This is a genomic window from Marseilla massiliensis (assembly GCF_016899855.1).
GTDB lineage: Bacteria > Bacteroidota > Bacteroidia > Bacteroidales > Bacteroidaceae > Prevotella.
Genome location: NZ_JACJJG010000006.1, coordinates 1 through 23715, shown reverse-complemented (window position 1 = coordinate 23715; position 23715 = coordinate 1). Strand labels below are relative to the sequence as shown.

At 47.4% G+C, this 23715-nt stretch carries 38 protein-coding genes; 34 read left to right on the top strand and 4 right to left on the bottom strand.

The window, feature by feature from the left end; genetic code table 11:
* Nucleotides 1-15: 15 nt before the first annotated feature.
* The 27 genes from rplW to rplQ all read left to right on the top strand — a co-directional run bounded on the left by rplW (nt 16) and on the right by rplQ (nt 13275).
* A complete protein-coding gene (gene rplW / locus H6A34_RS02650; protein ID WP_021948575.1) occupies nt 16-309 on the top strand; it encodes a 50S ribosomal protein L23 in 294 nt (97 codons plus the stop codon).
* 9 nt (nt 310-318) lie between these two features.
* Nucleotides 319-1146 (top strand): 50S ribosomal protein L2, encoded by an 828-nt coding sequence (gene rplB / locus H6A34_RS02645; protein WP_205103291.1) that lies wholly within the window; start codon nt 319-321, stop codon nt 1144-1146.
* A gap of 17 nt (nt 1147-1163) precedes the next feature.
* Entirely contained in the window at nt 1164-1430 is a 267-nt protein-coding gene (gene rpsS, locus H6A34_RS02640) for a 30S ribosomal protein S19 (RefSeq protein ID WP_021852537.1), read from the top strand.
* Between the two features lie 34 nt (nt 1431-1464).
* Nucleotides 1465-1869, top strand: coding sequence for a 50S ribosomal protein L22 (gene rplV, locus H6A34_RS02635; RefSeq protein WP_021948416.1), 405 nt, complete (start codon nt 1465-1467; stop codon nt 1867-1869).
* An 8-nt stretch (nt 1870-1877) separates the two neighbouring features.
* Entirely contained in the window at nt 1878-2597 is a 720-nt protein-coding gene (gene rpsC / locus H6A34_RS02630; protein WP_021948417.1) for a 30S ribosomal protein S3, read from the top strand.
* A gap of 14 nt (nt 2598-2611) precedes the next feature.
* Nucleotides 2612-3040 (top strand): 50S ribosomal protein L16, encoded by a 429-nt coding sequence (gene rplP / locus H6A34_RS02625; RefSeq protein ID WP_021948418.1) that lies wholly within the window; start codon nt 2612-2614, stop codon nt 3038-3040.
* 2 nt (nt 3041-3042) lie between these two features.
* The gene (rpmC, locus tag H6A34_RS02620; protein WP_021948419.1) at nt 3043-3237 is read left to right on the top strand and encodes a 50S ribosomal protein L29; all 195 of its coding nucleotides are present in this window, start codon (nt 3043-3045) and stop codon (nt 3235-3237) included.
* A 2-nt stretch (nt 3238-3239) separates the two neighbouring features.
* Nucleotides 3240-3506, top strand: a complete 267-nt coding sequence (rpsQ, locus tag H6A34_RS02615; RefSeq protein ID WP_205103288.1) for a 30S ribosomal protein S17 — start codon at nt 3240-3242, stop codon at nt 3504-3506.
* A gap of 2 nt (nt 3507-3508) precedes the next feature.
* On the top strand, nt 3509-3874 hold the full coding sequence (rplN, locus tag H6A34_RS02610; protein ID WP_205103287.1) for a 50S ribosomal protein L14: 366 nt from the start codon (nt 3509-3511) through the stop codon (nt 3872-3874).
* A 19-nt stretch (nt 3875-3893) separates the two neighbouring features.
* Nucleotides 3894-4214, top strand: a complete 321-nt coding sequence (gene rplX, locus H6A34_RS02605) for a 50S ribosomal protein L24 (protein ID WP_205103285.1) — start codon at nt 3894-3896, stop codon at nt 4212-4214.
* The gene (gene rplE, locus H6A34_RS02600) at nt 4214-4768 is read left to right on the top strand and encodes a 50S ribosomal protein L5 (protein WP_205103283.1); all 555 of its coding nucleotides are present in this window, start codon (nt 4214-4216) and stop codon (nt 4766-4768) included. The genes rplX and rplE overlap by 1 nt, the downstream gene beginning before the upstream one ends.
* A 5-nt stretch (nt 4769-4773) precedes the next feature.
* A complete protein-coding gene (gene rpsN, locus H6A34_RS02595) occupies nt 4774-5076 on the top strand; it encodes a 30S ribosomal protein S14 (RefSeq protein ID WP_205103281.1) in 303 nt (100 codons plus the stop codon).
* A gap of 61 nt (nt 5077-5137) precedes the next feature.
* Entirely contained in the window at nt 5138-5533 is a 396-nt protein-coding gene (gene rpsH, locus H6A34_RS02590) for a 30S ribosomal protein S8 (protein WP_205103279.1), read from the top strand.
* Nucleotides 5534-5549: 16 nt separating this feature from the next.
* A complete protein-coding gene (rplF, locus tag H6A34_RS02585; protein WP_205103277.1) occupies nt 5550-6116 on the top strand; it encodes a 50S ribosomal protein L6 in 567 nt (188 codons plus the stop codon).
* Nucleotides 6117-6134: 18 nt separating this feature from the next.
* On the top strand, nt 6135-6479 hold the full coding sequence (rplR, locus tag H6A34_RS02580) for a 50S ribosomal protein L18 (RefSeq protein WP_205103275.1): 345 nt from the start codon (nt 6135-6137) through the stop codon (nt 6477-6479).
* Nucleotides 6480-6485: 6 nt separating this feature from the next.
* Complete coding sequence (gene rpsE / locus H6A34_RS02575; RefSeq protein WP_205103274.1) at nt 6486-6998, top strand: 30S ribosomal protein S5; 513 nt, start codon at nt 6486-6488, stop codon at nt 6996-6998.
* An 11-nt stretch (nt 6999-7009) separates the two neighbouring features.
* Nucleotides 7010-7186 (top strand): 50S ribosomal protein L30, encoded by a 177-nt coding sequence (gene rpmD, locus H6A34_RS02570; RefSeq protein WP_205103273.1) that lies wholly within the window; start codon nt 7010-7012, stop codon nt 7184-7186.
* 26 nt (nt 7187-7212) lie between these two features.
* The gene (gene rplO / locus H6A34_RS02565; protein ID WP_021948238.1) at nt 7213-7659 is read left to right on the top strand and encodes a 50S ribosomal protein L15; all 447 of its coding nucleotides are present in this window, start codon (nt 7213-7215) and stop codon (nt 7657-7659) included.
* Between the two features lie 4 nt (nt 7660-7663).
* A complete protein-coding gene (secY, locus tag H6A34_RS02560) occupies nt 7664-9007 on the top strand; it encodes a preprotein translocase subunit SecY (RefSeq protein WP_021948237.1) in 1344 nt (447 codons plus the stop codon).
* A gap of 19 nt (nt 9008-9026) precedes the next feature.
* Complete coding sequence (gene map, locus H6A34_RS02555) at nt 9027-9827, top strand: type I methionyl aminopeptidase (protein WP_021948236.1); 801 nt, start codon at nt 9027-9029, stop codon at nt 9825-9827.
* Nucleotides 9828-9833: 6 nt separating this feature from the next.
* Nucleotides 9834-10052 (top strand): translation initiation factor IF-1, encoded by a 219-nt coding sequence (gene infA, locus H6A34_RS02550; protein WP_021855189.1) that lies wholly within the window; start codon nt 9834-9836, stop codon nt 10050-10052.
* Nucleotides 10053-10066: 14 nt separating this feature from the next.
* The gene (rpmJ, locus tag H6A34_RS02545; RefSeq protein ID WP_006950529.1) at nt 10067-10183 is read left to right on the top strand and encodes a 50S ribosomal protein L36; all 117 of its coding nucleotides are present in this window, start codon (nt 10067-10069) and stop codon (nt 10181-10183) included.
* Nucleotides 10184-10215: 32 nt separating this feature from the next.
* On the top strand, nt 10216-10596 hold the full coding sequence (gene rpsM / locus H6A34_RS02540) for a 30S ribosomal protein S13 (protein ID WP_205103272.1): 381 nt from the start codon (nt 10216-10218) through the stop codon (nt 10594-10596).
* 9 nt (nt 10597-10605) lie between these two features.
* Nucleotides 10606-10995, top strand: a complete 390-nt coding sequence (gene rpsK, locus H6A34_RS02535) for a 30S ribosomal protein S11 (RefSeq protein ID WP_021947616.1) — start codon at nt 10606-10608, stop codon at nt 10993-10995.
* 76 nt (nt 10996-11071) lie between these two features.
* Complete coding sequence (rpsD, locus tag H6A34_RS02530; protein ID WP_021947617.1) at nt 11072-11677, top strand: 30S ribosomal protein S4; 606 nt, start codon at nt 11072-11074, stop codon at nt 11675-11677.
* 12 nt (nt 11678-11689) lie between these two features.
* Nucleotides 11690-12682, top strand: coding sequence for a DNA-directed RNA polymerase subunit alpha (locus tag H6A34_RS02525; protein ID WP_021852514.1), 993 nt, complete (start codon nt 11690-11692; stop codon nt 12680-12682).
* Between the two features lie 74 nt (nt 12683-12756).
* Nucleotides 12757-13275 (top strand): 50S ribosomal protein L17, encoded by a 519-nt coding sequence (gene rplQ / locus H6A34_RS02520; protein WP_205103271.1) that lies wholly within the window; start codon nt 12757-12759, stop codon nt 13273-13275.
* Between the two features lie 275 nt (nt 13276-13550).
* Here the strand turns inward: rplQ and H6A34_RS02515 are convergent, their stop codons facing one another.
* A complete protein-coding gene (locus H6A34_RS02515; protein ID WP_205103270.1) occupies nt 13551-14303 on the bottom strand; it encodes an arginase family protein in 753 nt (250 codons plus the stop codon).
* A 34-nt stretch (nt 14304-14337) separates the two neighbouring features.
* Nucleotides 14338-14781 carry a DUF1810 domain-containing protein gene (locus H6A34_RS02510; protein WP_021947697.1) on the bottom strand — a complete coding sequence of 148 codons (444 nt, stop codon included), beginning with the start codon at nt 14779-14781 and terminating at the stop codon, nt 14338-14340.
* Nucleotides 14782-15597: 816 nt separating this feature from the next.
* Here H6A34_RS02510 and H6A34_RS02505 point away from each other — a divergent pair.
* The 5 genes from H6A34_RS02505 to H6A34_RS02485 all read left to right on the top strand — a co-directional run bounded on the left by H6A34_RS02505 (nt 15598) and on the right by H6A34_RS02485 (nt 18147).
* Nucleotides 15598-15984, top strand: a complete 387-nt coding sequence (locus tag H6A34_RS02505; RefSeq protein ID WP_205103269.1) for a DUF2141 domain-containing protein — start codon at nt 15598-15600, stop codon at nt 15982-15984.
* A gap of 77 nt (nt 15985-16061) precedes the next feature.
* Nucleotides 16062-16673 carry a hypothetical protein gene (locus tag H6A34_RS02500; protein ID WP_205103267.1) on the top strand — a complete coding sequence of 204 codons (612 nt, stop codon included), beginning with the start codon at nt 16062-16064 and terminating at the stop codon, nt 16671-16673.
* 4 nt (nt 16674-16677) lie between these two features.
* Nucleotides 16678-17307 carry a hypothetical protein gene (locus H6A34_RS02495; RefSeq protein WP_205103265.1) on the top strand — a complete coding sequence of 210 codons (630 nt, stop codon included), beginning with the start codon at nt 16678-16680 and terminating at the stop codon, nt 17305-17307.
* The gene (locus H6A34_RS02490; RefSeq protein WP_205103263.1) at nt 17285-17845 is read left to right on the top strand and encodes a hypothetical protein; all 561 of its coding nucleotides are present in this window, start codon (nt 17285-17287) and stop codon (nt 17843-17845) included. The genes H6A34_RS02495 and H6A34_RS02490 overlap by 23 nt, the downstream gene beginning before the upstream one ends.
* 11 nt (nt 17846-17856) lie before the next feature.
* Nucleotides 17857-18147, top strand: coding sequence for a winged helix-turn-helix domain-containing protein (locus tag H6A34_RS02485; RefSeq protein ID WP_021947692.1), 291 nt, complete (start codon nt 17857-17859; stop codon nt 18145-18147).
* Nucleotides 18148-18232: 85 nt separating this feature from the next.
* Here the strand turns inward: H6A34_RS02485 and H6A34_RS02480 are convergent, their stop codons facing one another.
* Both H6A34_RS02480 and ilvA read right to left on the bottom strand, forming a co-directional pair.
* Nucleotides 18233-18607, bottom strand: coding sequence for a RidA family protein (locus H6A34_RS02480; RefSeq protein ID WP_021947691.1), 375 nt, complete (start codon nt 18605-18607; stop codon nt 18233-18235).
* Between the two features lie 204 nt (nt 18608-18811).
* Complete coding sequence (ilvA, locus tag H6A34_RS02475; RefSeq protein WP_205103262.1) at nt 18812-20005, bottom strand: threonine ammonia-lyase; 1194 nt, start codon at nt 20003-20005, stop codon at nt 18812-18814.
* Between the two features lie 592 nt (nt 20006-20597).
* On the opposite strand from ilvA, the gene H6A34_RS02470 reads away from it, so the two are divergent.
* Together H6A34_RS02470 and H6A34_RS02465 are read left to right on the top strand one after the other, a co-directional pair.
* The gene (locus H6A34_RS02470; RefSeq protein ID WP_021947688.1) at nt 20598-21494 is read left to right on the top strand and encodes a YitT family protein; all 897 of its coding nucleotides are present in this window, start codon (nt 20598-20600) and stop codon (nt 21492-21494) included.
* A 447-nt stretch (nt 21495-21941) separates the two neighbouring features.
* A partial coding sequence (locus H6A34_RS02465; RefSeq protein WP_205103261.1) for an ATP-dependent Clp protease ATP-binding subunit occupies nt 21942-23715 on the top strand: 1774 nt, incomplete at its 3' end.

Sequence of the window (23715 nt, the reverse complement as noted above, 5' to 3'; positions counted from 1 at the left end):
AGGAGAAAGGTAAATATGGCATTTATAATAAAACCGTTGGTCACTGAGAAGATGACCAAGATTACAGACAAGCGACCAAACCGTTACGGCTTCGTTGTTCGTCCTGAGGCTAACAAACTCCAAATAAAGAAAGAAGTCGAGGATTTGTATAACGTTACGGTTGAAGACGTTAATACGATGCGCTATGCAGGTAAGCGCTCGAGCCGCTATACCAAGGCCGGACTGATCAGGGGCCAGAAGAACGCATTTAAGAAGGCAATCGTTACTCTTAAGGAGGGCGATACAATTGATTTTTACAGCAATATTTGAAAATAAAAAATGGCAGTACGTAAATTTAAACCGGTAACCCCGGGTCAAAGACACAAGATTATTGGTACGTTCGAGGAGATTACTGCATCCGTACCAGAGAAGTCTCTCGTTTACGGTAAACGTTCTACCGGCGGTCGAAACAATACTGGAAAAATGACAATGCGCTACATCGGTGGCGGTCATAAGAGAAAGTATCGTTTAATCGACTTTAAACGTGAGAAAGATGGTGTTCCTGCTGTAGTGAAGACAATAGAATACGATCCGAACCGCTCGGCACGTATTGCTTTGTTGTATTATGCAGATGGTGAAAAACGTTACATTATTGCTCCTAACGGACTGCAGGTAGGTGCAACCCTGATGTCTGGAAAGGACGCGGCGCCAGAGATTGGTAATGCGCTTCCTTTGGCAAACATTCCCGTTGGTACAGTGATTCACAATATAGAATTACGTCCGGGGCAGGGTGCGTTGCTCGTTCGTTCGGCTGGTAATTTTGCTCAGTTGACTTCTCGTGAAGGCAGTTATTGCGTTGTTAAGCTCCCTTCTGGTGAAACACGCCAGATATTGAGCGCTTGTAAAGCTACTATAGGTAGTGTTGGTAACTCGGATCATGCTCTTGAACAGTCTGGTAAGGCCGGACGTTCTCGTTGGCTTGGCCGTCGTCCTCACAACCGTGGTGTTGTCATGAACCCGCATGATCACCCGATGGGTGGTGGTGAAGGACGTCAGTCCGGAGGACATCCCCGTTCACGTAAGGGCTTGTATGCTAAAGGTCTTAAGACGAGGGCACCGAAGAAGCTTTCTAACAAGTATATCATTGAAAGAGCTAATAAAAAATAAGTTAACAAGAGTAAATTATGAGTCGTTCATTAAAAAAAGGTCCATATATCAACGTGTCGCTTGAAAAGAAGATTCTCGCGATGAACGAGAGTGGCAAGAAGAGTGTCGTTAAGACATGGGCCAGAGCATCAGTGATTTCTCCTGATTTCGTAGGTCACACTGTTGCAGTTCATAACGGAAACAAATTTATCCCTGTTTACATTACCGAGAACATGGTTGGCCACAAGCTTGGTGAGTTTTCATTGACTCGCCGCTTCGGAGGACACGCAGGTAATAAGAAGTAAACAGGCAAACCATTGAAAATAAAAAGATAATATAATGGGAGCAAGAAAAAAGATAGCGGCTGAAAAAATGAAAGAAGCCCGCAAGACATTGTACTTCGCAAAGCTTAAAGGCGTGCCTTCTTCTCCGCGTAAAATGCGTTATGTCGTTGACATGATCCGCGGAATGGAGGTTAATCGTGCTCTTGGCATCTTGAGATTCTCGAAGAAGGCTGCTGCAGCCGACGTAGAGAAGCTTCTCCGCTCTGCCATCGCAAACTGGGAAGTTAAGAATGACCGCAAAGCAGAAGACGGCGAACTCTATATATCAAAAGTTTTTGTTGATGAAGGCGTTACCATGAAGCGTATGAGGCCGGCTCCGCAAGGACGCGGTTACAGGATTCGCAAGCGCAGTAATCACGTGACTTTGTTTGTTGATGCCAAAACTAATGACGAAAAATAAAAAGCAGAATGGGACAGAAAGTTAATCCGATAAGTAACCGTCTCGGTATTGTTAGAGGTTGGGACTCAAATTGGTTCGGAGGCAAGAACTTTGGAGACAACCTCGTTGAGGATATGAAGATCCGTAAATACCTGAACGAACGTCTGGCTAAAGCCAGTGTATCTCGTATCGTCATTGAGCGTACGCTGAAACTTGTCACGATCACCATTTGCACGGCACGTCCAGGTCTTGTAATAGGTAAGGGCGGCCAGGATGTAGACAAATTGAAGGAAGAGTTGAAGAAACTCTACGATAAGGAGATTCAAATCAATATATTCGAAGTAAAGAAACCTGAGCTTGATGCAACAATCGTAGCTAATAACATTGCACGACAGGTTGAGGGTAAGATAGCTTATCGCCGTGCAATAAAGATGGCTGTAGCTAATACGATGCGTGCCGGAGCCGAAGGTATTAAGGTTCAAATAACAGGACGTCTTAATGGTGCCGAGATGGCTCGTAAGGAGATGTATAAGGAGGGACGTACTCCTCTGCATACATTCCGTGCGGACATTGACTATTGCCAGGCAGAGGCCCTTACTAAGGTCGGCTTGTTAGGTATTAAGGTCTGGATCTGCCGTGGCGAAGTATACGGTAAGCGTGATCTTACCATGACATTCGCTCAGGAAAAGCAGAGCGGACGTACTAACGGCAAATCAAGAGTTAATCGTAAGAGGAACAATAACCGTTAAAGAAAGAAGCTATCATGTTACAGCCAAAAAGAGTAAAATATAGAAGACCTCAGGATGGGCGCGGCAATAAAGGCAACGCCCACAGAGGTACGCAATTGGCTTTCGGCTCATTTGGTATCAAGACGCTTGAGGCTAAATGGTTGGATAGCCGCCAGATAGAAGCTGCCCGTGTCGCAGTCAATCGTTATATGCAACGTGAAGGTCAGGTATGGATTCGTATATTCCCTGACAAACCAATAACACGCAAACCTGCTGACGTCCGAATGGGTAAAGGTAAGGGTGATCCCGCTGGCTGGGTGGCACCTGTGACCCCTGGACGTATTCTCTTCGAAGTTGAAGGCGTTTCTTTTGACGTGGCTAAGGAGGCTCTCCGTCTTGCCGCACAGAAGTTGCCTGTAAAGACAAAATTTGTTGTTAGACGTGATTACGATAAAAACGCTTAATTATGAAGATTAAAGAAATAAGAGAGCTCGAAACCAAGGATTTGGTTGAAAGGTTAGAGGCAGAGGTTGCGAAATACCATCAGATGAAGTTGAATCACGCAATCACGCCGCTGGAGAATCCATCTCAGATTAAGGCCGCTCGTCGTGATATAGCACGCATGAAAACAGTTCTTCGTCAAAGAGAGCTTAATAAATAACAATGGTTCAGATGGAAAAGAGAAATTTAAGAAAGACAAGAACGGGTGTCGTTATCAGCAACAAGATGGATAAAACCATTGTTATTGCAGCTAAGTTCAAGGAGATGCACCCAATATATGGTAAGTTTGTCCAGAAGACAAAGAAGTACCATGCACATGATGAGAAGAATGAGGCTAATGTAGGTGATACAGTGCTCATTATGGAAACCCGTCCTTTGAGTAAGACAAAGAGATGGAGATTAGTTCAAATAATTGAAAAAGCTAAGTAATTATGATACAGGCAGAATCAAGACTTACAGTATGTGATAACAGCGGTGCACGTGAAGCTCTTTGCATACGTGTATTGGGTGGTACGCGCCGTCGTTATGCAAGTGTTGGTGACGTTATTGTCGTTGCTGTCAAGAGCGTCATTCCGTCAAGTGATTTGAAAAAGGGTGCAGTATCTAAGGCTTTGATTGTTCGCACAAAGAAAGAGATTCGTCGTGCTGACGGCTCATACATCCGTTTTGACGATAATGCTTGTGTGTTGCTGAATAATGCAGGAGAACTTCGCGGAAGCCGTATTTTCGGTCCGGTAGCCCGTGAGCTCCGTGCAGTTAACATGAAAGTCGTTTCTTTGGCACCAGAGGTTCTCTAACATTTAAAGTGATTAAGTAATGAACAAGTTACATATAAAGAAAAATGACACGGTGATTGTCTTGGCCGGTGAGGACAAAGGCAAGACCGGAAAGGTGCTTAAGGTTTTGGTGGAGAAGCAGCGCGCAATTGTCGAGGGCATCAACATGGTGTCCAAGAACATGAAGCCCAGCGCTAAATATCCGCAGGGTGGTATAATTAAGCAGGAGGCTCCGATACATGTCTCCAACTTGAGCCTGGTTGACCCGAAGAGCGGTAAGGCTACTCGTATCGCCATCAAGCGAACGGAAGATGGCAAGAAGATTCGTATCGCAAAAAAATCAGGGGAGGAAATTAAATAATGAATACAGCTGAATTAAAGAAGGTATATGCGGAGACGATAGCTCCCGCGCTGCAAAAACAGTTTAATTATTCTTCAAAGATGCAGATTCCTGTCCTGAAGAAAATCGTGGTAAATCAAGGTCTCGGTGATGCTACGCAAGATAGGAAGATTATCGATGTGGCTATCAATGAGATTACCACTATAACAGGACAGAAAGCTGTCGCTACATATTCAAAGAAGGATATCGCCAACTTCAAGCTTCGTAAGAAGATGCCTATCGGTGTTATGGTAACATTGCGCCGTGAGCGTATGTATGAGTTCCTTGAGAGACTTATCCGTATCGCTCTTCCGCGTATCCGTGACTTCAAGGGCATCGAAAGCAAGTTTGACGGACGTGGAAACTATACTCTCGGAATCCAGGAGCAGATAATCTTCCCGGAAATCAATATCGACACCATCGATAAGATTCAGGGTATGAATATCACCTTCGTAACTTCTGCTAAGACAGACGAAGAGGGTTACGCACTCCTTAAGGCATTTGGTTTACCTTTCAAGAACGCTAAAAACGATTAATAGATATGGCAAAAGAATCAATGAAAGCCCGTGAGGTAAAGCGTGCTAAACTGGTCGCAAGATATGCTGAGAAGCGTGCGGCTCTTAAGAAAATCATCGCTACAACCAATGATCCTGCCGAGGCTTATGATGCAGCGCGCAAGCTGCAGAGCATTCCGCGTAATGCAAACCCAATCCGCTTGCATAACCGTTGCAAGATAACTGGACGTCCAAAGGGCTATATACGTCAATTCGGCCTTTCACGTATCCAGTTCCGCGAGATGGCATCAGCTGGTCTCATTCCAGGCGTGAAGAAGGCAAGTTGGTAAGCATTCAGAGAAATTTATTTAATATTGTCGGGGTAGTCCCGATTAATTAAACAATTATATTATGACAGATCCAATAGCAGATTATCTGACGAGGTTGAGAAACGCCATCATGGCTCATCACCGTGTTGTCGAAGTACCGGCTTCAAACTTGAAGAAAGAGATTACGAAGATTCTCTTCGAGAAAGGCTACATCCTTAACTACAAGTTTATAGAGGATGGCCCCCAGGGAACCATTAAGGTTGCGCTTAAGTATGACCCCGCAACCAAGGAAAACGCAATAAGGTGCTTGAAGAGGGTTTCAACACCGGGTTTGCGTAAGTATACCGGTTATAAGGATATGCCGAGAGTTATCAACGGATTGGGTATTGCGATTATATCTACATCCAAAGGTGTAATGACAGACAAGGAAGCTGCCGCTCTTAAGATCGGTGGTGAAGTACTTTGTTTCGTATATTAATTGGGAGGAAAAAGATATGTCAAGAATAGGAAAATTACCAATTAGTATTCCGGCTGGAGTTACGGTAACTCTCAATAACAACGTTGTAAATGTAAAGGGCCCGAAGGGAGAGCTTTCTCAGAAAGTAGACTCTTCGATTATCGTCAAGATAGAAGATAATCACATATTGTTTGAAATTGACGAGAACAGTCCTGTAAATTATAAGCAGAAGCAAGCCTTCCACGGTCTTTACCGTGCACTTGTCAACAACATGGTTGTAGGTGTAAGCGAAGGATATAAGAAAGTGCTTGAGCTTGTCGGTGTCGGCTATCGAGTTTCAAATCAAGGAAATATCATAGAGTTCGCTTTAGGATATACCCACCCGATTTTCATCCAATTGCCAAGCGAGGTTAAAGTTGAGACCAAGTCTGAACGTAATCAGAACCCTGTTATTATATTGGAATCATGCGATAAAGCATTGCTCGGACTTATTTGTGCAAAAATCCGTTCTTTCCGTATGCCTGAACCTTATAAAGGCAAAGGTATATTGTTCCAAGGCGAAGTCATCCGCAGAAAGTCTGGTAAGACTGCCGCTGCTAAGTAACTTTAACATTTTACGATTATGACAACAAAGAAAATAGAAAGACGTATTAAGATAAAGTTCAGAATCCGTAAGCGTGTAAACGGTACGGCTGAACGTCCGAGGATGAGTGTTTTCCGCAGCAATAAACAGATTTATGTCCAGATAATCAATGATATCACAGGCAACACATTGGTAGCTGCGTCTTCTCTCGGAATGGAGACTATGCCGAAGTGCGAGCAGGCTGCCAAGGTAGGCGAGCTTATTGCTAAAAAGGCCGTAGAAGCAGGAATCTCTAAGGTCGTGTTCGACCGTAACGGATACCTTTATCATGGCCGAGTAAAGGAATTGGCTGATGCAGCACGTAAAGGTGGACTTAATTTTTAATCGATTATGGCAATGAATAAAGTTAAAATAAATAGCGACGTTGAATTAAAAGACAGATTGGTTGCTATTAACCGTGTTACTAAAGTTACCAAGGGTGGTCGTACCTTTACTTTTGCTGCGATTGTTGTAGTCGGTGACGGCAATGGTATTATCGGCTGGGGACTTGGTAAGGCTGGTGAGGTTACAGCCGCCATTTCTAAAGGTGTCGAGGCTGCTAAGAAGAATCTCGTAAAGGTTCCTATTCTCAAGGGTACTGTTCCTCATGAAATTGAGGCTACTTTTGGAGGAGCTCAGGTATTCCTCAAGCCTGCTGCAGCAGGTACCGGTCTTGTTGCCGGTGGTGCTATGCGTGCCGTTCTTGAGAGTGTCGGCGTAAAAGATGTCCTTGCTAAGTCTAAGGGCTCGTCTAACCCTCATAACCTTGTTAAGGCTACAATCGTTGCGCTGAGCCAAATGCGTGATGCTTACACAATAGCCAAGACACGTGGTATTAGTCTGGATAAAGTATTTAGAGGATAGGAGACTGTAAAATGGCAACAATAAAGATTAAGCAGATCAAGAGTAAAATCGGTGCTCCTGTGGACCAGAAACGTACGCTTGCCGCATTGGGCTTGCACAAGATATCTCAAGTAGTGGAGTGTGAGGACACTCCCTCACTTCGTGGTATGATAAGGAAGGTTCATCATCTGGTAACCGTTATTGAGTAATAATGACATTTTAAAAAGGAACGATTATGAAACTAAATAATTTGAAACCAGCTGAAGGCTCTACACATTCACGTCGCCGTCTGGGCCGTGGCCCAGGTTCTGGCCTTGGTGGCACGTCAACTCGTGGTCATAAAGGTGCTAAAGCTCGTTCTGGTTACAAGAAGAAGATTGGCTTCGAAGGAGGCCAGATGCCTTTGCAGCGTCGTGTCCCGAAGGCAGGCTTCAAGAATATCAACCACAAAGAGTATTTTGCGGTTAATATTTCAACGCTTCAGGCTCTTGCTGAGGCAAAGAATCTTACAAAGATTGGCATTAACGAATTGAAAGCTGCCGGTCTGACTAATGGTAAGAAGTTGGTCAAGATTCTTGGCAACGGTGAGCTTAAGGCTAAGCTTGAAGTAGAGGCTAACGCCTTTTCAAAATCTGCCGAAGATGCAATCAAGGCAGCAGGTGGTAACACAACAATAATCTAAGTAAATGAAAAAGTTTATTGAGACACTGAAGAACTGTTGGAAAATTGAGGATTTGCGCCAGCGAATCCTCATAACCATACTGTTTGTAGCAATTTATCGTTTCGGCTCGTTCGTGGTTCTGCCCGGTATCGACCCGTCAATGTTACAGAAGCTGCAATCTCAGACCAGCGGCGGTTTAATGTCGCTGTTGGACATGTTCTCCGGTGGTGCATTTTCCAATGCTTCTATTTTTGCGTTGGGTATAATGCCTTACATCTCGGCTTCCATTGTCATGCAGCTTCTTGCAGTGGCTGTGCCTTATTTCCAGAAGATGCAGCGTGAAGGAGAAAGTGGAAGGAAGAAAATCAACTGGTATACACGAATTTTGACCGTTGCAATTCTTTTGTTCCAGGCTCCTTCGTATCTGATGAATCTTAAGGTGCAGGCATACGGAGCTTTGTCGTCAGGAATTGACTGGTCTGTATTCATCATTCCTGCAACAGTCATACTCGCTGCTGGCAGTATGTTTGTGCTTTGGCTTGGTGAGCGTATAACAGACAAGGGTATCGGCAATGGTATTTCTTTGATAATCATGATTGGTATTATAGCTCGACTGCCCCAGGCTTTCATCCAGGAGGTCAGCTCTCGCTTCACCGCTATCACCAGTGGTGGTATCATCATGTTCATCGTCGAGATACTTATTCTTTACATTGTCGTATGTGCGTCATTGCTTTTGGTGCAAGGTACTCGCAAGATACCTGTGCAGTATGCAAAGAGGCTTGTCGGAAATAAACAATATGGTGGTGCACGCCAGTACGTTCCGTTGAAGCTTTTTGCTGCCAATGTGATGCCTATCATTTTCGCCCAGGCGTTGATGTTCATTCCTTTGGCAATTGTGCAGTATTCAACGGATCAAAGCGGTTATTTCCTTCGCTCATTGATGGATCACAGAAGTTTGTTGTACAATATAGTGTTTGCAATTTTGATTATTGCTTTCACGTATTTCTATACGGCAATAACTTTGAATCCTACCCAAATGGCAGAGGATATGAAGCGTAACAATGGATTCATCCCCGGCATAAAGCCTGGTAAGGATACGGCGGATTACATAGACACCGTCATGTCACGTATAACACTGCCTGGTTCTTTGTTCATCGCATTCATTGCGATAATGCCGGCTCTTGCTGGATTGCTGGATGTACAGGATGCGTTCTCGCAATTCTTTGGTGGCACATCGCTTCTCATCCTTGTGGGAGTCGTACTTGACACCCTGCAGCAGATTGAGAGCCATCTTATGATGCGCCATTATGATGGATTGCTCAATTCAGGTCGCGTTCGTGGACGCAACAATACTGTTTCTGCATATTGATTTGATTTTTCTGTACTGAATGAAGATATTTCTCAAGACAGAAGATGAAATCGAGTTGATGCGAAAGGCAAATCAACTAGTAGCTAAAACACTCGGTGAGATATTTAACCATATCGCGCCGGGTGTTACAACACTCCAATTGGACAAGATTGCTGAAGAGTTTATACGGGATAATGGAGGAATACCAACCTTCAAGAATTTCCCGAATCCTTATGGTAATCCGTTTCCCGGTAGTATCTGTACATCTGTAAATGATGTTGTTGTCCATGGTATACCTGACGATAAAACTGTTCTGAAGGATGGTGATATTATATCGGTAGATTGTGGCGCAATGCTTGATGGTTTCAATGGAGACTCATGTTATACTTTTTGTGTTGGCGAAGTGGCTCCTGAGGTAAAACAACTGTTGAAGGTTACTAAGGAGGCTCTTTTTCTGGGAATTGAAAATGCCGTAGCTGGTAAGCATGTGGGCGATATCGGGAATGCAGTTCAAGAACATTGTCAGTCTTTCGGTTATGGTGTCGTACGTGAATTGACTGGACATGGAATTGGCCGGAAAATGCATGAAGACCCGTCAATACCGAATTATGGCTCGTGTGGTAACGGCGTATTGTTGAAAACCGGTATGTGCATTGCGATTGAGCCAATGATAACAATGGGAGACAGGTCAATCTGCATGATGCCTGATCGTTGGACGATTAAGACTCGTGACGGTAAGCCTGCTGCTCATTTCGAGCATACGATAGCTGTGCGCAGAGGAGAGTCGGAGATTTTGTCTTCGTTTGAAGAGATAGAACAATTAGAAGGAAATATACATTAATTAAGAATGGCAAAACAGGATGCAATTGAGCAAGACGGAACGATAGTAGAGGCATTATCCAATGCAATGTTCCGCGTAGAGTTGGAGAATGGCTGTCCAATCACAGCCCATATTTCTGGGAAAATGAGGATGCATTATATCAAGATCCTTCCTGGTGATAAGGTCAAGGTTGAGATGAGTCCTTATGATTTGACAAAGGGCAGAATAGTATTCAGATACAAATAATTTAGTAGAGATATATGAAGACAAGAGCATCATTGAAAAAACGTACACCCGACTGTAAGATCGTACGTCGTAAAGGTCGCCTGTTCGTTATCAACAAGAAGAACCCTAAGTACAAGTTGCGTCAGGGTTAAAACATTAATTATTTAATTTATCATTAACTAAAATGGCAATAAGAATTGTTGGAGTAGATTTGCCCCAGAATAAGCGTGGCGAAATCGCATTGACTTATATTTATGGTATAGGTCGAAGTAGTTCAGCAAAGATATTGGATAAGGCAGGCGTAAGCCGTGACCTGAAGGTCAGCGAGTGGACTGATGACCAGGCAGCTAAAATCCGTGAGATTATCGGCGCTGAGTACAAGGTAGAAGGTGATCTCCGTTCTGAGATCCAGATGAACATCAAGCGACTCATGGATATTGGTTGCTATCGTGGTATACGTCATCGTAACGGTCTTCCGGTTCGCGGTCAGAGTACAAAGAATAATGCTCGTACCCGCAAGGGAAAGAAGAAGACTGTTGCTAATAAGAAAAAGGCTACTAAATAATAATTAGTTATGGCAAAGAAATCAGCAACATCCAAGAAAAGAAACGTTAAGGTTGACGCAATGGGTCAGCTTCACGTACATAGCTCGTTCAATAACATTATTGTATCTTTGGCAAATAGCGAAGGTCAAGTGATTTCTTGGTCTTCAGCTGGCAAGATGGGCTTCCGCGGTTCAAAGAAGAACACTCCGTATGCAGCCCAGATGGCCGCAGAGGATTGCGCAAAAGTAGCATACGACCTCGGACTTCGCAAGGTAAAGGCATTCGTTAAGGGACCGGGTAATGGCCGCGAGTCAGCTATCCGTGCCGTACACGGTGCAGGTATAGAGGTTACCGAAATTGTAGACGTAACGCCGTTACCGCACAACGGTTGCCGTCCTCCGAAGAGAAGAAGAGTTTAATCAAGTACACATTTAATATTCATTCCGTGTATCCGTGTAGGATATGCGGAATGGCTGAAAGCAAATTAAAAATATTATGGCTAAATATATAGGACCGAAATCAAAAATCGCGCGCCGTTTTGGAGAACCGATCTTTGGCGCGGACAAAGTTTTGTCCAGAAGAAACTTCCCTCCTGGACAGCATGGCAACAACCGTCGCAGAAAGATGTCTGAGTACGGTGTCATGTTGGCAGAGAAGCAAAAGGCTAAATACACATACGGTGTACTTGAGCGCCAGTTCCGTAACTTGTTCGAGCATGCAGCAAAGGCTGAGGGCATTACCGGTGAGGTTTTGCTTCAGAGTCTTGAATGCCGTCTTGATAATGTTGTGTTCCGTCTCGGAATAGCTCCTACACGTGCAGCTGCTCGCCAGCTTGTAGGCCACAAGCATATCGTGGTTGACGGACAGGTTGTCAACATTCCTTCATATTCAGTTAAGCCCGGACAGGTTATAGGCGTTCGCGAGAAGTCTAAGTCTCTCGAAGTAATCGAGGCAGCTCTCGCAGGATTCAACCATAGCAAGTATCCTTGGCTTGAGTGGGACGAGAATACAAAGAGCGGTAAGCTTCTGCACAAACCGGAGCGCGCCGATATTCCCGAGAACATAAAGGAACAGTTAATCGTTGAGTTGTATTCTAAATAAATCATTAAATTAATGGCGATATTAGCATTTCAAAAACCTGATAAAGTAGTAATGCTGGAGGCTAACGACAAATTCGGCAAGTTCGAGTTTCGTCCTCTTGAGCCTGGCTTCGGTGTTACCATCGGTAACTCGCTGCGCCGCATTCTCCTTTCATCGCTTGAGGGTTATGCTATCAACACTATCCGCATAGCGGGTGTTGAGCATGAGTTTTCCTCTGTACCTGGCGTAAAAGAGGATGTTACCAACATTATCTTGAATTTGAAGCAAGTAAGATTCAAGCAAGTAGTAGAAGAATTCGAGAACGAAAAAGTTAGTGTCACCGTGGAGAATTCTACCGAGTTCAAGGCCGGCGACATAGGTAAGTATCTGACTGGATTTGAAGTGTTAAACCCTGATTTGGTGATTTGTCATTTAGATGCCAAAGCCTCAATGCAGATAGACCTTACCATAAACAAAGGCCGCGGTTACGTACCCGCAGACGAGAACCGTGAGTTCTGCACTGACGTCAACGTTATTCCTATCGATTCTATTTACACTCCGATCCGTAACGTGAAATATTCGGTTGAGCCGTATCGTGTTGAACAGAAGACAGACTACGACAAACTGGTTATTGAAGTTACGACGGACGGTTCCATTCACCCGAAAGATGCGCTGAAAGAAGCCGCTAAAATACTGATTTACCACTTCATGCTGTTCTCTGACGAGAAGATCACTCTTGAGAACAACGACGTTGAGGGCAACCAGGAATTCGACGAGGAAGTTCTCCACATGCGCCAGTTGCTCAAGACCAAGCTTGTAGACATGAACCTCTCAGTTCGTGCACTCAACTGTCTGAAGGCTGCTGACGTCGAGACTCTCGGAGACTTGGTACAGTATAACAAGACAGACCTCTTGAAGTTCCGCAATTTCGGTAAGAAATCGCTTTCAGAGCTTGATGATTTGCTCGAGAGTCTGAATCTGTCGTTTGGAACTGACATATCAAAGTACAAATTAGACAAAGAATAACCGCTCTAACGTAGGCCACCGCTGTGTGGCGGTGGCCACGGCTTGCGATTATTCCAAAAAGAATTAACGAAAAAATGAGACATAACAAGAAATTCAACCATCTGAGTCGTACTGCATCTCACCGTAAGGCTATGCTCGCAAACATGGCTGTTTCGCTGATAATGCACAAAAGAATCACTACGACTCTCGCAAAGGCCAAGGCTCTCAAGGCTTATGTAGAGCCCTTGATTACCCGTTCAAAGACCGACACCACAACTTCTCGTCGTGTCGTGTTCCGTTATTTGCAGAACAAGTATGCGGTAACAGAGCTTTTCAAGGAAATCTCTACTAAGGTAGCTGACCGTCCCGGAGGCTATACACGTATTATCAAGCTCGGAACCCGTCAGGGCGACGCTGCTGATATATGCTTCATCGAGCTCGTTGATTATGACGAGAACATGGCTAAGACTCCGAAGGCAGCCAAGAAGACTCGTCGTAGCCGCCGCTCGAAGGCTGCCGAGGCTGCTGCTCCTGAAGCACAGGCAACTGAGGCTCCCGTAGCTGAAGAGGCTAAGGCTGAAGCTCCTGCAGAAGAAGCTCCTAAGGCTGAATAATCTGATTAAGAAGTATATCTCTATGATAGCGCTCCTTTCCGTGACGGGAAGGAGCGCTTTTGTTTTCTGGTTGCTGTCTTGTTAACTGGGTTACATTGATGGATATTCCCGTTTTCTCTGTCAGCTGTCATTTATGTAGTCATCTTGTTGTTTACCAGATGGTTATGCGCTGACAGACGGCAGTCATTATCTGTCAGATATATTTATTATGTCAGCGCAATGGTGGATATATTTTGCCCTTTACAAGGATTAAGCTTGTATCGAACTCTTGTTGTTCAGAATAATCTCTGCTGTCTGAACATTTCGAGCAGCTCACGGTTCGCGTTGTCGTCAATGATAATGCCATTGTCAGTACTGAACAGGCCGAGTGTGGCGGGGCATTCGCCGCAGACGTCAATGCCTATTACCTGTTCGTGCTTCATGATAAGGTACAGTATGCGTTTCATCTCGTCTAGTGAAAGCGTGCCTTGGTCCCAGTTTGTGCGGGCTGAATTGGTGTCGAGTACGTCCTTGTCGATGGATATGTACAGCGTTTCGGCGATGGCGAGCGACCGGCTTGAAACGGCATGGCTGTGCAGTTGCGCGTCGGTAACCACCTTAACCTTGTCGTGATAAGCCTTGGGGATTGACGCCACACTTGCCTCGGGAATGCCTAATATGATGACGTGGTTAAGTAAGGGATTGGTGTCAGCCATGTCTTTCACCCACCCGCCACTTGACAGCATGCCGCCCCACTGTGACGGTTGCATATCCGTGTGGTGGTCGAACAGTACTAATGAGAACGGAATTGAAATCTTGTCTGTCCAGAATTTGGTTACATAATGGTAGTCGCCTGAGTCGATGAAGTGTATGCCTTGTGCAGGGTAGGGCGCGATTATGCGGCGTATGGCGCGTTGTCCGTCCTTGTCGCAATAGCAGTCGGTACCGTGCAGATGGGTGCAGTCAAGGTGGGTGAAGCGTGGATTAAGGGCGAACGGCTCCTCGGAATACACGCCGGAGAAGTTCATGATGATAACCTTCTTGTCCATTAGTACCTACGTTTATCTTATATACCGTTGGCGGCTACGGTCGGTCTGACTGTTTTCTGTCAAGCATTTTCAGGGTGAGTCCGTCGCGTTTGCCGTCAAAGTATTTGTCGATAACGGCGGCGAAGACGTCGCCCGGGGAGATGGCGTCGAACAGTGTCATGCTTGATTTTACTTTCATGGCGTCTATATCGCCGAGAATTTCACTTGCCGACTTGCCGTTAACGGCGAGCAGCGCCAGTGAAATCTCCCTAAGCCGTAAGCCGAGCGTGGCGTCCGCAAGGTAGGCTTCGGCCTCCTCACGCTCCGCTATGCCGTAGTATTCGGCGTTGTAGCTATGCCCCAACCCTTTAAGTTGCGGGAATATGTACCATATCCAATGCGAGCGTTTGCGTCCTGCCTTGATTTCTTCCAGTGCCGTGGAATACCCTGAATACGGCAGGCTTTGCGCCTTGATAAATCTCCGTAAGTCGTAATCCATAAGTCTGTCGGTGTTTTTTGTTGTCTGCAAATATACTCAAATATTCGTTTTGTTAGCGCTTTAGATATTGATAAATAACAGTATTTCACGTTGTTGAGCGCTATGCTTATCATAGCGCCATAGCTCCCTCCGAGGTCATGATTATAGTACTTAACGTGAGTTCGGTATAATGATGATGTGATAATAATCCTACTGCAAGCTGTCGGTGGGTATCTGTCATTCCGCGCTTCGACAGCTTGAACTACAAAACAATGTAAGTTCTTTATTCAAAAGAAGTATTATTCTTATACCGAACTGTAATACTTAACTTTATCCAACAAGAACTGCGGAAGAACCCCAAAAGACGGCCTTTTGCGTTCCAAAAGGCCGTCTTTTAGCTCCTAAAAGGCCACCTTTTACAAGGCGAAAGGCGGTCTTTTATAATGCATTGAGTGTCAGGGCGTTACGCCGTTAGTCTCAAATGGCCTTTTTACTTGACGTGTTCGGTGGTGTTGTCAGGTGTTATTTGTTGTATTGTTGATTGTTTCTTGTTGTTAAATTGATGGCTGATTAATGGTAGAATAACTGTTTGTGTGTTAATGTTTAATAATTGAACGCTCTTTATTTTACGTTTATTTGGTTTATATTATAAACTTATTTATCTTTGCATTGTTAAGAGACGGCAGGATTGACTATTACCCGCAGGGGTGTTGACGACGGCTGTCGAATCTACAGATGAAATCCGGATTTGGCCCAGGCTGTTGCCTGCTGCAGGGGCGACGGTCTGAGGCGGTGAGAATAAAATTGAGTTGTTAACTATTAAAAGAATTTTGAGTAATGAATAAATGGATTTCAATTACGGTTTTATCGGCGCTTTCGTTAATGGCGTCGGCAGGCGCAATGGCGCAGAACAATGTGACGGTAAAGGTGGAGAACGTGCCTAACTGCAGTGGCAAAGTGCTCATTGCTACCAACAAGGGGCAGACAGGCATGGCGCAGGCTGTGGCCGGCGAGACCGAAGTGACGGTAAGCAACGTGCCCGACGGCGACGTGGTGTTCTACGTTTTGCACGACGCTAACGGCAATATGACGTGCGACATGGACGGCGAACTGCCCAAAGAGTATGTTTGTATTGAAAAGTTCGATATTTCGAAAGACACCGGCAGCGTTACCGTGAGCCTTGAGAACATCATTGAGAAAGTGCGCCGGAAACGCGGTAAGTGAGTAATAAACCTGCAGGTGATGGTGGAAAATGGGGTTGACTCCATTTTCCCCATCCCTCTTAAACAACGAAACGAATTATGGAAAATGATGGGAAAATGAGCGTTGAGCGCAGTCTTGAGATAATAAGCAATGCCATCGAGCTGGGCCGCCGCGACGTAGAGCGCAACGCCGGCACGCCGATGATAATGTGGGGAGTGCTTACCTGCATTACGGGCGGCATTGTGTGCCTGCTCTGGCGGCTTACGGGCACAGCGGTGTGGAACATGCTTTGGTTCGCCATGTGCGTCGTGGGATGGGTCATTCAGGTCTTGATGAACCGCAGGGAGCGCAACGAGAGCCGCCCCAGCTCGTACGTATGGAAGCTCGTCGGATGGACTTGGACGGTGTTCGGCATACTTGCCGTGGCGGTTGCCGTAATTGGGATGTTGTCAAGCGATGCGTCGGTCTATGGCACGCACCTGCCCATCACGGCCGTTACCATACTGCTGCTTACGTTCGCCTCGGCAGTGACGGCCTACGTGATGAAGGACAAGACGTATGGCGTCCTCATCGGTGGCAACGTCATTTGGATGAACTTCGCCCTGTTGTATCCCGGTCCTTATGAGGCTCTTTGCGTTGCAGTGTCGGCCGTAACGCAGCTTGTCATACCGGGAATAAAGCTCAACCTGCAATCAAGAAAGGACAATTGACGGTATGGACGACAATAAGAAACTGGCCGCTGAGCGCAGCCTTGAGATAATAAGAGACGCCATATGGCGTAGTAGGCGTGACGTTATGAACGATGCCGCAACACCAATGATAGTGTGGGGCGTGCTTATCTGTATTACGGGTATTGCCGTGTCGTGGGCGTGGGGAGCTACGGGCGAGCCGCTTTGGAACTTGCTTTGGGTTGTGATGGGTGGCATAGGCTGGTGTTATTACCTGATAAACTTGAAGCGGAGGTACGACGGAGGGCAGGCTCATACGTTTGCCTCACAGGTGATAAGATGGACGTGGATGTATTTTGCGATGATTTCCGTCTTCGCCGTGATATTCAGTTGTATCCCAAACAAAGCGGCGCATGAATGGCCTTATGTGCCCATTTATCCTATCGTAATGTTGCTGTTTGCCCTTGCGTCGGCTGTGCAAACAACGGTGATGAATGTCAAAGAGAACTACGGTTTTTCCGCAATGTCACTCATGGGGGCAGGCTGGGCCTTGCAGGACAGCGGTACAGAGCAGGCGTTTGACATGGCAATGGTAGGCTTGGTGTGCCTTGTTGTGCCTGGAATAGTCATCAAATATAAAGTATGGAAGCAAAATGGAGAACGAGAAACTGAATGAACGGGAGAGCCTTAGGCTTATTTCCGACATGATAGAGCGTTCGCGCAAGGCGGAGATCAGCCGTCTTAACTTCGTTACTTTGTATGGAGTGATGGGGCTGGTGCTTACCGTTCTTGAATGGATTGGCACGCCGGAGTGGGTTAAGGGGCTGTGGATAGTGGTTCCCGTGGTGGCTTATGGCGTGCCGTACGTGCATGAGAAGATGTGGCGCAAGCCGATGACAATCGTGGGACGTATCGTAAGGCAGGGTTGGAAATACTTTGCCTGGCTTGCCATTATATCGGCGGTTTACGGCGTGTTCGACGCCCCTCGGCTGATACTTGCGTTGATGGTGTTGCCGCTTTCGTGCGCGTTGTTCATGCTTAGCGGCATGTTCAAGGACAAGAGTGTGCTCGTTATGGCGTATTGGGGAATGGTGTGGAGCGTCATGACCTTTGCCGACACTGCGGCAATGCGCAGTTCAAGAATTTCTTGTTTTTGCCTGTTCTTCGCCGTATGCATAATGTGCGGCTTCGACATAGCTAAGAAAAAGAACTAAAACCGACGTCCATGCTGAAACCGTTGAACCCTCTATTGCACAGCGAACTGCGCCTTGCGGTGATGTCACTGCTCGTCAGCGTGGGCGAGGCGGACTTCGTCTACCTGCGCGAGCAGACGGGAGCTACGGCCGGAAACCTCAGCGTACAGCTTGAGAAACTGCGCAAGGCAGGCTACATTGACATAATAAAAAGCTTCGTGGGGAAGCGCCCCAACACCTCGTGCCGCCTCACCTCGGAGGGCATGCAGGCGTTTGAGGAATACGTGGAAACGATAAAAGAATATTTAAAGGTGAAAAAGTGAAAGGGTGAAAAGGTGAAAAAAACATGAATTCTTATTACTATAAAAAAATTTTTTCACCTTTTCACCCTTTCACTTTTTCACCTTTTTAAAGTTCTGCCACCACTTCTATCTCTACCAAAGCGCCTTTGGGCAGTGTCTTTACGGCAACGGCGGAGCGGGCGGGGTAGGGCTCTTTGAAGAACGTAGCGTACACTTCGTTCATTGCGGCGAAGTTATCCATGTCTGAAAGGAATACGGTTGTCTTGACAACATGGGTCAGGTCGATGCCTGCCTCGGCAAGAACGTTGGTTACGTTGGTGAGCGACTGGCGTGTCTGCTCCTTTATTCCGCCCTCTACGAAGTTGCCCGTTGCGGGGTCGATGGGTACCTGGCCTGATGCGAATACGAATCCGCCGGCAACTATTGCCTGGCTGTACGGGCCTAAAGCCTTAGGCGCTTTGTCTGAATGTAATGCTTTCATTGTTTTTTATTTTTAATAGGTTATGGAGTTAACGGGAGTTATCCGTAGTTAGCTCGCTGCGCTCGCCGGAGTTAACAGACATTTGTCTTGCCGTTGTTTATTGTGGCTTTAACCGTTAATTATGTACAAGGCTAATGTCCGTTAACTCCTGTCCGCGGAGCGGACTAACTCCTGTTTACTCCTGATAACTACCGTATAATAGGTTTATTTCAGCTTAAATCCTTTCTTCTGTAGTCCTTCCTTGATGGCGTCTACATGTTCGTGGTTGCGTGTTTCGAGGCGTACGTGCAGTTCGCAGGCGTTGATGTTCTGGCCGTAAACGCCGCGTTCGTGGTGTACGCTGAGCACGTTGGCGCCCAGTGAGGCCAGCACTTCGATGACTTCAAGCAGCTGTCCGGGCTTGTCGTCAAGCTCCATTGCCAGCGTGCAGATACGTCCGTCCTTGTCGAGTCCGCGGTTGATGACGCGGTTGAGGATGTTCACGTCGATGTTGCCGCCGCTCACCAGGCAGACGGTCTTCTTGCCCTTGATGGGCACTTTGTTGAACATCGCCGCCGCAACGCTTACCGCTCCGGCGCCTTCGGCTACCATCTTCTCCTCTTCTATCAGGCGGAGTATGGCGGCGCAAATCTCGTCTTCGCTCACGAGAGCTATGTCGTCAACGTATTTCTGGCATATTTCGTAGGTCAGGTCGCCCGGTGTTTTCACGGCTATACCGTCGGCAACGGTGGCTACGCTGCCGAGAGTCACGGGCTGGTTGTCGTGTATGCTCTGGTACATGCTTGGCGCCCCGGCAGCCTGTACGCCGTACACCTTGACGTCGGGTTTCAACGACTTGATGGCGTAAGCCACGCCGCTAATCAGTCCGCCGCCGCCGATGGGCACTACAACGGCCTCGATGTCGGGCAGCTGGTCAAGCAGTTCAAGGCCGATGGTGCCCTGTCCGGCTATTACATGGTCGTCGTTAAAGGGGTGAACAAACGCGTATCCGTGCTCGTCGCGCAGCTGAAGCGCACGTTTGTAGGCGTCGTCATACACGCCCGGTACGAGGCAGATTTCGGCTCCGAGGCGGCGTGTGGCCTCCACCTTGCTTATCGGCGCGCCCTCGGGCAGGCAGATTATAGACTTTATGCCGTTGCTTGTAGCGCCGAGCGCAACGCCCTGCGCGTGGTTGCCGGCAGAGCAGGCAATGACACCTTTTTTCTTCTCCTCGTCGCTGAGCTGCGACACTTTGTAATACGCGCCGCGAACCTTGAACGAGCCTGTTATCTGCAGATTCTCGGGTTTAAGGTATATGTCGCTCTCGGGGTTAAGCTTCGGCGCATGCACAAGGTCGGTATGCCGAAGTATTTTACTCAGCACATAGCGTGCTTTGTAAAGGTCGTCTAAATTAAGCATAACTTATGATGATTAGATTTAATACCGCAAAATTACAACAAATATTCCGTTTAATTGCAGTTTGTGCCATGATATTTTCACGTATTTAACGTATTGGCCTGACGTGTCACGACGTCCGTTTTACGGGCGTGGAGGCCGCCGTCAGTTCCTCGTTCTGCCGCCGTAGTGTAAGTGCTTGATAATCAGAGCCGTTGTAAAAGGCCATGTTTTACACGCTGAAACATGGCCTTTTAGCGCCCGATTGACGGCCTTTTGGAATGCGAAAGGTGGCCTTTTGCGGTTCATCGGCTAATCTGTTGATTGGCAAAACATTATCCGCGGGCTTATTTCTTATAATGCCTTCCAATCCAATTGCCTGCATTTTATAATCCAGACGGTAGCATACAGTCTCGCAAGCCGCGCTCTGCCTCGGTCAGGAACGCTGCCGCCTGTATTAAAGGAGGATACTGTATGTTCGGCCTTGGGCTGTTGTCTGCCTTACGGGTGAATGTCGTCCACATGCACGTTTACCGGCAAATAAAATTTTATTCATGCCGAAAGGCACGGATATGGATTTTTTTATGTAAGTTTGCAAAAGTTATAATATCGCGTCATGAATAAAATAAAAGACATTACTCATCTGCACATCAAGATGAAGAAGCAAGCTATGAAGGACCTCTTTTTCCTTTGTGTGGGCATTCTTATGTATTCGTTCGGTTATACGGCGTTCATCCTGCCCGACCAAATCGTGATGGGTGGCGCGTCGGGTATTGCCGCCTTGCTGTTCTATGGGTTCAAGATACCGCCGGCACTGTCAATCTGGGGTATCAACATCATCATGGTGATAATCGCCTACCGTACGCTTAGCAAGCAGTTTACCGTGCGCACCATCATCGGCGTAACCATCCTTTCGGCCATGATTGGTGCGCTGCAGCCCGTGTTCGAGGCGTACCCCATGGTGACGGCAGGTGAGGACAAGTTCATGCACCTGCTTATAGGAGGCGTGCTGAGCGGCGCCGGTCTCGGACTGGTGTTCGCGCATAACGGCTCCACCGGCGGCACGGACATCATCATTGCCATGCTCAACAAGTACTTCCACATGAACTTCGGGCGCGCCATACAGCTCATCGACACGTGTATCATTTCGTCGTCGTACTTCCTTTTCCACAGCATGGAACCGATTGTTTACGGCATTGCTTTCACCATTATATATAGTTATGTATGCGACTACGTGGTCAACGGCTCGCGCCAGACAATGCAGTTTATCATCATTTCGAAGAAGTATGAGCAGATAGCCGACATGATTAACAACAAGATTCACCGTGGAGTGACCGTTGTTCAGGGCAAAGGCTGGTACTCAAAGCACGACGTCGACATTCTTATCGTACTCGCCCGCAAGTACGAGTCGCACGGGATACTTACCACGATAAAGATTATCGACCCCGAGGCCATCGTCTCGCAGACCTTCTGCCACGGCGTGTTCGGCGAGGGATTCGACAAGATGAAATAGGCTTTAGGGCTGTTTTATCATGAAGAAAAGCTGTAAGTAAAGAGGTAACGGAGTGCCTTTCCCATTCTCCATGACCGAAAACTGTAAGCAAATACTGCGCTTTTCATTGCGATACAGACCGTAGCTTGCTGTGCGGGTTATGATGTGTTATCGGATGACGGGCTTTTGTTATGAATTTAAAAGGCCATCTTTTGCATTCCAAAAGACGGCCTTTTATCGTGTAAAAGACGGTCTTTCGCGTGACCGTTTGCCGTCTTTTGTTTATTCGTAGAGTGTCTTGGGTCTTGTTGTTATACGTGTTTGACAATCTGTCTTATTGTGTGTCAAAATGGCATAAATATCCTTTGGGCACGCTATTTGACTCTACGTATAGCGGATTGAGGTCTGAATGAAGCCTCGTCCGCAGATTATCCGTATAACGAAAAATAAAGAAAGGAGATCAGATATATGACATTCGACAAATTCACTATTAAGGCGCAGGAGGCCGTTCAGGAAGCCGTCAACACGGCGCAGCGCAACGGCCAGCAGGCCATTGAACCTGTACACCTGCTGAAAGGAGTGTTGGCGAAGGCCAAGGACGTGGCTAACTACATCTTCCAGAAGCTGGGAGTTAACGCCATGCAGATTGAGAACGTGCTCGACAGGGAGGTCAACCGCCTGCCCCGTGTGCAGGGAGGACAACCCTATCTGAGCAACGACAGCAACACGGTATTGCAGCGTGCGGTGGAGATTTCGGAGAAGATGGGCGACGAGTTCGTGTCCGTAGAGCCGCTCTTGCTTGCCCTGCTTACGGTCAACTCAACGGCGTCACGAATAATGAAGGACGCAGGTTGCACCGAGAAAGACATGCGCGCGGCCATCAACGAGCTGCGACAGGGACAGAAAGTGCAGTCGCAGTCGGCCGACGACAACTACCAGTCGCTCGAGAAATACGCGAAAAACCTCGTAGAGGAGGCCCGCCAAGGCAAGCTCGACCCCGTAATCGGGCGTGACGACGAGATACGCCGTGTGCTCCAGATTCTGTCGCGCCGTACAAAGAACAACCCTATTCTGATAGGCGAACCGGGTACTGGTAAGACGGCGATAGTCGAGGGACTGGCCGAAAGGATTGTCCGTGGCGACGTGCCCGAGAACCTGAAGGACAAGCAACTCTACTCTCTCGACATGGGAGCGCTCGTTGCCGGGGCGAAATACAAGGGCGAGTTTGAGGAGCGTTTGAAGAGCGTCATCAAGGAAGTGACCAACTCCAACGGCCGCATAATACTCTTTATCGACGAGATTCACACCCTCGTGGGCGCTGGCGGAGGCGAAGGCGCGATGGACGCGGCCAACATATTGAAGCCGGCTCTTGCCCGTGGAGAGCTGCGCAGCATTGGTGCCACCACGCTGAACGAGTACCAAAAGTACTTCGAGAAGGACAAGGCTCTTGAAAGGAGGTTCCAGACGGTAATGGTGGACGAGCCCGACGAGCTCAGCGCGATAAGCATTCTGCGTGGCCTGAAGGAGCGTTACGAGAACCACCACAAGGTGCGTATCCAGGACGATGCGTGCATAGCTGCCGTCAAGTTGTCTGAACGCTACATCTCTGACCGCTTCCTTCCCGACAAGGCTATCGACCTGATGGACGAGGCTGCGGCAAAACTTAGGATGGAGCGTGACTCCGTTCCAGAGGAGCTTGACGAGATAACGCGCCGTCTGAAGCAGCTCGAGATTGAGCGTGAGGCCATCAAGCGGGAGAACGACCAGTCGAAAATCGCGCAGCTTGACAAGGACATCGCCGAGCTGAAAGACCAGGAGAAGAACTACCGCGCGAAGTGGGAGAGCGAGAAAGCGCTCGTCAACAAGATACAGCAGGACAAGCAACAGATGGAGCAATTGCGCTTCGAGGCCGAGCGCGCGGAGCGTGAAGGCAACTACGAACGTGTGGCTGAGATTCGTTACAGCCGCCTGAAACAGCTTGAGGACGACATCAATAGCATACAGGCGCAGCTCCGTTCGACCCAGGACGGCAACGCTATGATACGCGAGGAGGTTACCGCCGACGATATCGCCGAGGTGGTAAGCCGCTGGACGGGCATACCCGTTACCCGCATGATGCAGAGCGAAAAGGACAAGCTTCTGCATCTTGAGGAGGAGCTCCACAAGCGTGTCATAGGCCAGGATGAGGCCATCACCGCCGTGAGCGACGCCGTACGACGCAGCCGCGCGGGCCTGCAAGACC

Excerpts from the sequence above, each read along its gene's own strand:
- map (WP_021948236.1), top strand. The coding sequence starts at position 9,027 with ATGAAGATATTTCTCAAGACAGAAGATGAAATCGAGTTGATGCGAAAG.
- rplO (WP_021948238.1), top strand. The coding sequence starts at position 7,213 with ATGAAACTAAATAATTTGAAACCAGCTGAAGGCTCTACACATTCACGT.
- ilvA (WP_205103262.1), bottom strand. The coding sequence starts at position 20,005 with ATGCTTAATTTAGACGACCTTTACAAAGCACGCTATGTGCTGAGTAAA.
- rpsK (WP_021947616.1), top strand. The coding sequence starts at position 10,606 with ATGGCAAAGAAATCAGCAACATCCAAGAAAAGAAACGTTAAGGTTGAC.
- rplN (WP_205103287.1), top strand. The coding sequence starts at position 3,509 with ATGATACAGGCAGAATCAAGACTTACAGTATGTGATAACAGCGGTGCA.
- rplR (WP_205103275.1), top strand. The coding sequence starts at position 6,135 with ATGACAACAAAGAAAATAGAAAGACGTATTAAGATAAAGTTCAGAATC.
- H6A34_RS02495 (WP_205103265.1), top strand. The coding sequence starts at position 16,678 with ATGGACGACAATAAGAAACTGGCCGCTGAGCGCAGCCTTGAGATAATA.
- rpsS (WP_021852537.1), top strand. The coding sequence starts at position 1,164 with ATGAGTCGTTCATTAAAAAAAGGTCCATATATCAACGTGTCGCTTGAA.
- rpmD (WP_205103273.1), top strand. The coding sequence starts at position 7,010 with ATGGCAACAATAAAGATTAAGCAGATCAAGAGTAAAATCGGTGCTCCT.
- H6A34_RS02485 (WP_021947692.1), top strand. The coding sequence starts at position 17,857 with ATGCTGAAACCGTTGAACCCTCTATTGCACAGCGAACTGCGCCTTGCG.
- H6A34_RS02480 (WP_021947691.1), bottom strand. The coding sequence starts at position 18,607 with ATGAAAGCATTACATTCAGACAAAGCGCCTAAGGCTTTAGGCCCGTAC.
- rplW (WP_021948575.1), top strand. The coding sequence starts at position 16 with ATGGCATTTATAATAAAACCGTTGGTCACTGAGAAGATGACCAAGATT.
- rplB (WP_205103291.1), top strand. The coding sequence starts at position 319 with ATGGCAGTACGTAAATTTAAACCGGTAACCCCGGGTCAAAGACACAAG.
- rpsE (WP_205103274.1), top strand. The coding sequence starts at position 6,486 with ATGGCAATGAATAAAGTTAAAATAAATAGCGACGTTGAATTAAAAGAC.
- rplE (WP_205103283.1), top strand. The coding sequence starts at position 4,214 with ATGAATACAGCTGAATTAAAGAAGGTATATGCGGAGACGATAGCTCCC.
- H6A34_RS02505 (WP_205103269.1), top strand. The coding sequence starts at position 15,598 with ATGAATAAATGGATTTCAATTACGGTTTTATCGGCGCTTTCGTTAATG.
- H6A34_RS02490 (WP_205103263.1), top strand. The coding sequence starts at position 17,285 with ATGGAGAACGAGAAACTGAATGAACGGGAGAGCCTTAGGCTTATTTCC.
- H6A34_RS02510 (WP_021947697.1), bottom strand. The coding sequence starts at position 14,781 with ATGGATTACGACTTACGGAGATTTATCAAGGCGCAAAGCCTGCCGTAT.
- rplV (WP_021948416.1), top strand. The coding sequence starts at position 1,465 with ATGGGAGCAAGAAAAAAGATAGCGGCTGAAAAAATGAAAGAAGCCCGC.
- rpmJ (WP_006950529.1), top strand. The coding sequence starts at position 10,067 with ATGAAGACAAGAGCATCATTGAAAAAACGTACACCCGACTGTAAGATC.
- rpsH (WP_205103279.1), top strand. The coding sequence starts at position 5,138 with ATGACAGATCCAATAGCAGATTATCTGACGAGGTTGAGAAACGCCATC.
- H6A34_RS02470 (WP_021947688.1), top strand. The coding sequence starts at position 20,598 with ATGAATAAAATAAAAGACATTACTCATCTGCACATCAAGATGAAGAAG.
- H6A34_RS02515 (WP_205103270.1), bottom strand. The coding sequence starts at position 14,303 with ATGGACAAGAAGGTTATCATCATGAACTTCTCCGGCGTGTATTCCGAG.
- H6A34_RS02525 (WP_021852514.1), top strand. The coding sequence starts at position 11,690 with ATGGCGATATTAGCATTTCAAAAACCTGATAAAGTAGTAATGCTGGAG.
- rpsQ (WP_205103288.1), top strand. The coding sequence starts at position 3,240 with ATGGTTCAGATGGAAAAGAGAAATTTAAGAAAGACAAGAACGGGTGTC.
- rplX (WP_205103285.1), top strand. The coding sequence starts at position 3,894 with ATGAACAAGTTACATATAAAGAAAAATGACACGGTGATTGTCTTGGCC.
- rplQ (WP_205103271.1), top strand. The coding sequence starts at position 12,757 with ATGAGACATAACAAGAAATTCAACCATCTGAGTCGTACTGCATCTCAC.
- H6A34_RS02500 (WP_205103267.1), top strand. The coding sequence starts at position 16,062 with ATGGAAAATGATGGGAAAATGAGCGTTGAGCGCAGTCTTGAGATAATA.
- rpsM (WP_205103272.1), top strand. The coding sequence starts at position 10,216 with ATGGCAATAAGAATTGTTGGAGTAGATTTGCCCCAGAATAAGCGTGGC.
- rpsD (WP_021947617.1), top strand. The coding sequence starts at position 11,072 with ATGGCTAAATATATAGGACCGAAATCAAAAATCGCGCGCCGTTTTGGA.
- rplF (WP_205103277.1), top strand. The coding sequence starts at position 5,550 with ATGTCAAGAATAGGAAAATTACCAATTAGTATTCCGGCTGGAGTTACG.
- secY (WP_021948237.1), top strand. The coding sequence starts at position 7,664 with ATGAAAAAGTTTATTGAGACACTGAAGAACTGTTGGAAAATTGAGGAT.
- infA (WP_021855189.1), top strand. The coding sequence starts at position 9,834 with ATGGCAAAACAGGATGCAATTGAGCAAGACGGAACGATAGTAGAGGCA.
- rplP (WP_021948418.1), top strand. The coding sequence starts at position 2,612 with ATGTTACAGCCAAAAAGAGTAAAATATAGAAGACCTCAGGATGGGCGC.
- rpsN (WP_205103281.1), top strand. The coding sequence starts at position 4,774 with ATGGCAAAAGAATCAATGAAAGCCCGTGAGGTAAAGCGTGCTAAACTG.
- rpsC (WP_021948417.1), top strand. The coding sequence starts at position 1,878 with ATGGGACAGAAAGTTAATCCGATAAGTAACCGTCTCGGTATTGTTAGA.
- rpmC (WP_021948419.1), top strand. The coding sequence starts at position 3,043 with ATGAAGATTAAAGAAATAAGAGAGCTCGAAACCAAGGATTTGGTTGAA.